Annotated in this window: 5 protein-coding genes; 4 read left to right on the top strand and 1 reads right to left on the bottom strand. The window is 44.5% G+C overall.

Annotated features, from left to right (window positions below; translation table 11 throughout):
• Window positions 1-535: hypothetical protein (locus tag QVA83_RS06980; protein WP_287498273.1), on the top strand; the 535-nt coding region annotated here is incomplete at its 5' end.
• Between the two features lie 72 nt (window positions 536-607).
• Here QVA83_RS06980 and QVA83_RS06975 read toward each other — a convergent pair.
• A complete protein-coding gene (locus QVA83_RS06975) occupies window positions 608-1,105 on the bottom strand; it encodes a 3'-5' exonuclease (RefSeq protein WP_014948380.1) in 498 nt (165 codons plus the stop codon).
• Window positions 1,106-1,441: 336 nt separating this feature from the next.
• Here QVA83_RS06975 and QVA83_RS06970 point away from each other — a divergent pair, with 336 nt between their 5' ends.
• From QVA83_RS06970 to QVA83_RS06960, 3 genes are read left to right on the top strand one after another with little or no spacing between them, the layout of a single operon-like run.
• Window positions 1,442-2,620, top strand: a complete 1,179-nt coding sequence (locus tag QVA83_RS06970; protein ID WP_049586185.1) for an ABC transporter substrate-binding protein — start codon at window positions 1,442-1,444, stop codon at window positions 2,618-2,620.
• The gene (locus tag QVA83_RS06965; RefSeq protein ID WP_170826495.1) at window positions 2,617-5,496 is read left to right on the top strand and encodes an ATP-binding protein; all 2,880 of its coding nucleotides are present in this window, start codon (window positions 2,617-2,619) and stop codon (window positions 5,494-5,496) included. Before QVA83_RS06970 ends, QVA83_RS06965 begins: the two co-directional genes overlap by 4 nt.
• 23 nt (window positions 5,497-5,519) lie before the next feature.
• Window positions 5,520-6,284, top strand: coding sequence for a substrate-binding periplasmic protein (locus QVA83_RS06960; RefSeq protein WP_156077940.1), 765 nt, complete (start codon window positions 5,520-5,522; stop codon window positions 6,282-6,284).

Here is a 6,284-nt window from a genome sequence, read left to right as displayed (position 1 = left end):
ACACACTATCGCTTGTAGTTTCTGGTTGTTTACAAGCCATGATAACAACAACTTGGGCTCTTCCATGAATGTGGTTACTGGAATTCTTCTGGCACTTACTTTGGCTGCGTCTATGGCGGCTTCCCCCGTGCTCGCGGAAATAAATGCTCCCCACTACAGTCCTATCCAATTCAAAAGCAAAAAAATAGCGCGGTGGCAGCTAAATAGTATGTACCGCATTCAATCTACAACCGAAACTTATCTATACGACAACAGTTATACCTACCCAGCGGGGTCACAAGGTATGTTTAGCGCCAGCAGGCGGTTTAACACTTGGGTTCCGCAAAAGGTCTATGCAACGTACAAAACCAACAATACCGCCTTTCAGCATTACGCAGAGTGGCTTTATTTACCACATGATGTAGGTACTTTTACTCGGTTGGGCTGGCTGCTTGGCAAAAGCGAGGGTTTAAACATGGCGGTAGAGCTTGAACATAGGCAAGTTGGGGAAGAAGAGAATATGGGCCTCTCATTGGGCGTCAATTACTTGTTTTAGGTCACCGCTACATTGCACTCACAGTGCGCTTTTAGTATTACACCCCATCATAAAGACGAAACGTAGTTGCCGTTATGCCAATGATAAGGTTTTTGCGTAAGTCTGTTGAATTACCATCGCGTCGGAACTCGCTCTATGACGCTTAACATCAAGTTGGCTCGCAAGGCGGCTTTTCACCTCATGCCATTGATTCATTTGTGCTTCAGACAAAATATATTCCAATGCTCTACACGTGAAAGACATTTCTACCTGCGCTGCGGCGTAGAGCTTAATTAGCCACGGGTTATCAACGACCCAACCGTCACTGTAAACAACCGTATTGCCAAGGAAGTTATTTAACTCAACACAGACTTTTCGAGGCTCTTCTCCTCGAGTTTGCAGCATCTGCTGCGTTATGCCGTGCAGTGACTCCGCTTTTCGATCCCAGTGAACCCACGAGTCAAAGGGCCGAAGTAGCTTACACCACTTTGCACCATCATAGCGCACGATACCTATCTCAATAGGGTAACTCGCTGCGCCAAATCCACTTGCTTCAATGTCTATTATTGTTGGCAGGGTATTCTTTCGCACTCACGCTCCAAACCGCTGTTTATCCTTGCTTGCAACATACGCAAACCATTTTTATCAGGCGGTTTTACTGCTACCTCGTCACCAGAGGAACAACTAAACAACGTCGAGCACTGTTTAGCAAATGTACAACCACTCTTCTCGAAATATAAGCTAATAGTAGAATCGTGCCACAATTAATGCGCACTCGTTTAGTACACCAACCCGTCGCCAGCGCTCAAAAATCTCGTAAAAGCTCTCAAAAAAGCATCAAACTTATACTAAAGGATAAGACGTTTACGCTAAAAGACTGAGCACATTGCTATACACTTTTAAGGTTAACATTTAGGTAGCCTATTCATGCGTGCACTTTCTATCTTTCTCTCGCTGGCTTGCGTCTTTTCAATTTTTACTGCAAGTAAAGCATTAAGTTCAACGGAACCTCTGGTGATTGGTATTGATGCCGATCTTTCAGCGGTAGCTGTTGAAGGTGGCATCGCTATTACAAGAGGGGTCGAGCTTGCCGTCGACGAAATAAATGCCGCTGGTGGGATTCTAGGTCGTCAAATAAAAGTTATTGCGAAAGACCATCGCGGCAACCCAGCTCGAGGTGTATATAACATTGAGCAATTTTCCCAAACTCCCAATTTACTTGCGGTAGTAGGCGGCGTTCATACACCTGTAGTTCTCGCTGAAGTCGACCCAATACACGAAAAAAACATTTTGATGTTGGTTCCTTGGGCAGCGGGGACGCCTATTATCGACAACGGGCACTCACCGAATAACATATTTCGCGTGTCGGTACGCGACGCTGAAGCAGCGTCAGTCCTAATTAATCACGTCAAATATATGGGGCTATCAAATATCGCGTTGGTACTGGAAAGAACAGGATGGGGACGCTCAAACCTTGAATCATTAACACAAGCTGCAAGTAATAATGATATTGATATAACAGCAACCCATTGGATAAATTGGCAGCAGAAAGACTTTTCTGAGGATATCGCGGCAATAAAAAGCGCGAAAGCGGAAGCGATTATTCTTGTCACTAACGTTCCTGAAGGTGTTGTGGTACTCGATGAGATGGCAAAACAAGGCATCGCCTCTCTCCCTGTTGTGTCACATTGGGGAGTCGCGTCGGGTCAGTTCGCCTCTTTACTTGCAAAGCCCATCGCTAACTACAATGTGTCAGTACTTCAAACCTTCCACTTCAACCACCAGAAAAATACCAAGGCAAAAAGCTTGTTAGAAGCCTATTATAGTAAGTATGGCTTGGTGGATGCGACTGCGATTGGTGGTGTGACAGGTTTGGCTCATGCTTATGATTTAACTCATTTAATCGCGGCAGCTGCCGCGAAAGCTGGTAGTATAGAAGTAGACGCATTACGCGGTGCGCTAGAGTCTCTTCAAAATGTGCAAGGTGCAGTGAAGCACTACACAGCTCCATTTTCAGAGGACAGACACGATGCACTCTGGGCAAAGGATTATTTTATGACTACGTTTAACGAAAAAGGTCACTTGGTAACAACGGGCGTGCAATGATGCAGCAGCCCCCAAGGTTACGCTCTCTTCTGCTTTCAAGCATGTTACCGCGACTGGTTTTACTCGTCGCGGTTTTGTCTATCATTCTGTTTGCTCTCTCTTTTCACTTCATTGTTAAACAAACCGACCAGCTTCAACAACAATCTGTTGATGGTTTAGAACAAGATATCAATTACATTGTTAGCGACACCACTAGACAGCTAGCAGACTTGGCAGCTAACGATATCATCATCAATTCCTTGGTTGATTTCGAGCAAAGGGATAATTACCTTCCCATGTTTTTCCGCTCGTTAAATTTAACTCAGGCGAAAAGTGTCGAGTTTGCGCTATTTGATTTTGCCGGGAACCGGGTGATTGATAAAAACTGGAATGCTGTTATCCCCGAGTCGCTCAGTAGTGCATGGCGCCAGCAAACCCTTGGTTCATCGAATGCATACTCCTCGGTATCAAAGTACGGCGTATTAATAAGCGTTCCAGTGTTACTTAGAGGCGTAGCGGAAGGCGCACTTGTCATGTATGTGGATAGCTTGCAGTCTTTGCTCGCGCCCTATCCCAGACTGACTAACCAGCTTGTTACCGACTCTAGTGGGCATGTCCTATTTAGCAGTGAGCCCTCACTCATTGCTCCCAACTCAAGCTTTTCCGATTTTGATGACAGCGGCTACGCTATAAAAAAGGCTGATTGGCAAAATCTAACCTTGTACAGCGTTAAACCCACCATCACCGCATACAGAGAAGCCGCATGGACTGGGATTGTATTGCTGGCAATGATTGTAGGCTTCGTATTTATCATTTTGCATATGGTGAGTATGACGGGAACGCTTGCCGAGCGAACACTTTCGACTTTGTACAATGACATTAAGAATCGACTAAACAGTGATGATAAGACCTCACTACGCCTTGATAGTGACGTTGAGGCCCAAGAACTTGCGGATATTCGCGAAGCGTTTGACAAACTGATTTGGGATTTGACAGAGGTTTCACTGTCTAACGAACAGTTTTCCAACGTGTTGGAATCAATGGGCGATATGCTTGTAGTGGTTGATCAAGACAAGCAAACTTTACTTTCTAATAAGCGCTTCGACGACTTTTGTCATGACCAGTACGGTGAAAAGAACGGTATTTTGAAGTTCATTATGCAAAAGCTTGCTTCTTCACAGAGCAATGAACTTACACACTTTTCGGTATCAACCGGCCAAGAGCGGTTTGTTCATTGGACTAAAACATCACTGGCCGATGCTAATGGTAATATTCGTGGTGATATCTATGTTGGTAGCGACGAAACCGAACAACGCTCTCTTGAAAGTCACGTTAAAGTGCTCACTCACGCTATGGATGAAGCAACCGTGTCGATCATCATTTCGGACATTAAGCGCGTCGGCCAACCAATAATATACGTAAACAGTGCCTTTGAAGAGCTTACAGGCTACAGTCGTGAAGAAATAATCGGTCATAATTGCAGGTCGATGCAGGGCGATGAAACCAGCAAGCAGACAGTTGACCAAATCCGCAAGGCTATTGCAGTGCGCGAGCCTATTGAAACAACGCTGCTCAACTATAAAAAAGACGGCAGCGCCTTTTATAATCGTTTGAATTTAACGCCGGTAAAAATAAATGGTGAAGTCACTCACTATATCGGGTTTCAACAGGACGTTACTCAACAACGACAAACCGAACAGTATCTTCAGGATGCGCGAGAAAAAGCGGAAGAGTCTGCCCGTCTTAAATCGAGCTTCCTCGCTAGTATGAGCCATGAAATACGCACGCCAATACACGGTATTTCTGGTGTTTTGCAGTTAATGGCTAGCTCTGAACTCACTGAGGAGCAAAAGCACTACCTGTCTCTTGCTAAGTTTAGTATCCAAGGCCTTTTACATATCGTAAATGATATTTTGGACTTCTCTAAAATAGAGGCAGGCCAATTGCAAATTGAAGAAAACCCATTCGACATTTTAGAATCGCTTGAAAACCTTCAAAGTCAGTACGCGATTATGTGCCAAGAAAAAGGGTTAGCGCTACATTTTCACTTTGATTTACAAGGCTTTCACGTTGTACAAGGCGATGATGTACGCTTTAGACAAATACTCTCGAACTTGTTAGGTAATGCCGTGAAGTTCACCGACAGTGGATGCATTGAAGTCACCACCAGCATTCAGCAAAACGCAGATAACAGCCTTAAGCTTTTATGTAGCGTAAAAGACACCGGCATTGGTATCGCACAAGATAAGCAAAGTACAATCTTTGATGTCTTTACCCAAGAAGACCTTTCTACAACTCGCAAATTCGGCGGAACAGGCCTTGGACTTTCTATTAGCAAACAATTATGCGAACTCATGGGCGGCGATATAAAACTTGAGAGCGTTAAAGGTCACGGAAGCACGTTCTCTTTCACTATTATGCTTGAACAAGCCGACGAAGCCCTGCTTAAGCCAGTTCACCACTCCTCAGGAGTGAAACGGGAAAAAGGGAAAAAACGCAAAGTATTAATTGTCGAAGACAACGACATTAATCAGGTTATTGTTAAACAGCACCTAAATAACCACACTACATTGAGTGCCAAATCAGGCCTAGAGGCACTTGAAGCGTTGAACAAAATGAAAGTGACCTTTGATGTTGTCTTGATGGACTGTCAAATGCCAGAAATGGACGGCTTTGAAGCAACTAAACGCATAAGAAATGGTGAGGCCGGAGAACGCTATTTAAACGTGCCGATCATCGCACTAACCGCCAATGCCATGAAAGGTGACAAAGAGCGCTGCGTTAACGCCGGAATGGACGATTACCTAAGTAAACCTTTTGATGCTATTGACCTCATCGACAAAGTTGAGCATTGGGCAAGTATTGAAAGAAATAGTGAAGAAAGCGCCGTTCATTAATCTATTGAAGTGGAACATCTTGAGTGAACGCCTTAGCGAGACTAGCCCAACACATCAAAAAAGTTGTTTCGTTTATCTTATTGATTAACGTTTCGCTTTTTGGCGGTGGCGCGACTGCCGATGAAGTACTGCGATATAATCTTGGAACGTCAGGCAGCTCTATCCCGTACGAAAATGCTGTCGACGAAGATAGGGCCGGTATTCTAGTTGAAATCCTTCCCCTTATTATGAATAGAGCAGGTATTAAGACAGAAAAAGTCATGCTCTCTACCAAACGTGCCATGCTTGCATTTAAAACAGGCGCTCTTGATTTCGACTTTTTCAGTCCAAGCTGGCTGTCTAAAGATGAGCCCGCGGGCGACTTCACTTTCTCAGATCCCATTATAGACATCACAGAATACTTTATTACTCTGCCTGAAAACCATAGCCGATACCAAACCCTCGCCTCTATCTACGGTGAAACCGTAGGGATGATCTCCGGCTATGTGTATTTTGATTCTGATAAGTTCGTCAGAATGGACTTTCAAGCCGAGAGTAACCTTATCTTAGCCCTTGGCATGAAACGGATAGATGTCATCATAATGGAGGAAGCAGCAGCGCGTTACTGGTCTTCAATGCACAACGTAAAAATAGCGCTGGGCCCCATCCATACCGCAGGCCAAATGGCGTTGCGTGTTCACAATCGACATAAAGATAAGCTCCCCGCCATTAACCGCGCCATTGCTGAATTAAAACAAACGGGTCAAATTGATAGAATACTTAACAAGTATTCTGACTTTTCATTATAA

The organism is Alteromonas sp. AO-Serp (assembly GCF_017849675.1).
GTDB classification, from domain to species: domain Bacteria; phylum Pseudomonadota; class Gammaproteobacteria; order Enterobacterales; family Alteromonadaceae; genus Alteromonas; species Alteromonas macleodii.
The sequence above is the reverse complement of the archived record's forward strand: the minus strand, read 5'-3'. Positions and strand labels throughout refer to the sequence as shown.

Coding starts and splice junctions, on each gene's coding strand:
- QVA83_RS06965 (WP_170826495.1), top strand. CDS start 2,617: ATGATGCAGCAGCCCCCAAGGTTACGCTCTCTTCTGCTTTCAAGCATG.
- QVA83_RS06970 (WP_049586185.1), top strand. CDS start 1,442: ATGCGTGCACTTTCTATCTTTCTCTCGCTGGCTTGCGTCTTTTCAATT.